At 63.6% G+C, this 788-nt stretch carries 1 pseudogene; it reads left to right on the top strand.

The annotated features are described in order from the left end of the window. Positions 1–98: 98 nt before the first annotated feature. Positions 99–788: pseudogene (locus ITP53_RS55600) on the top strand (IS1634 family transposase); the annotation flags it as partial.

Here is a 788-nt window from a genome sequence, read left to right as displayed (position 1 = left end):
GGGTTAGATCGAGCTTATGGCGATGGAATGGCCTAGAGACGCGGTCAGTGGTCAACGGTGTGCATATCACAGGGATTTGCCGCTATCGTCTAGAGATCATGTTTGTGAAGACGACGGTCCGGAAAACCAAGAGCGGCCAGACCCGGTATCTGCACCTGGCACACAGTGAGTGGGATCCGGTCGCGGGCCGGTCGGTACCGAAGATCCTGTTCAGCTTCGGCCGCGAGGACCAGCTCGACAAGAACGCGGTCGCTCGGCTGGTGGCGTCTCTATGCCGGCTGCTGGATCCGGCCGACGCGCTGGCCGTGACGGCCGATTCGGAGTTGTCGTTCCTGGAGGCACGGCCTTACGGCGGCGTCTACGTGCTCGATCACCTGTGGCGCCGATTGAACATCGACACGGTGATGAACGGGCTCGGCAAGGCCGGCCGGGGGCGCCCCCGTGACACAACGGCCACCGAACGGGTGCTGTTCGGCCTGGTCGCCAACCGGGCACTGGCCCCGTCCTCGAAGCTGGCCGCTGCCGACTGGATCACCAGCGACGTGCACATCGACCAGTTGCCCGAGGTCGGCGAGCAGGCGTGCTACCGCGCCATGGACTGGCTGCACGACGTGCACGAGAAGCTGGAGCACGAGGTGTTCCACCAGGTCGCCAACCTGCTGAACCTCGAAGTCGATCTGCTTTTCTTCGATACGACACCCACCTATTTCGAAGTCGATGAGGCAGATGCACCGATCGCTCGAGACGAGCGGGGCATGCCAGCTCCCGACACCGACACCGACACCGAC

Source organism: Nonomuraea cypriaca (genome assembly GCF_015645445.1).
Lineage (GTDB): Bacteria > Actinomycetota > Actinomycetes > Streptosporangiales > Streptosporangiaceae > Nonomuraea > Nonomuraea cypriaca.
This window is presented reverse-complemented; position numbering and strand designations above follow the sequence as displayed.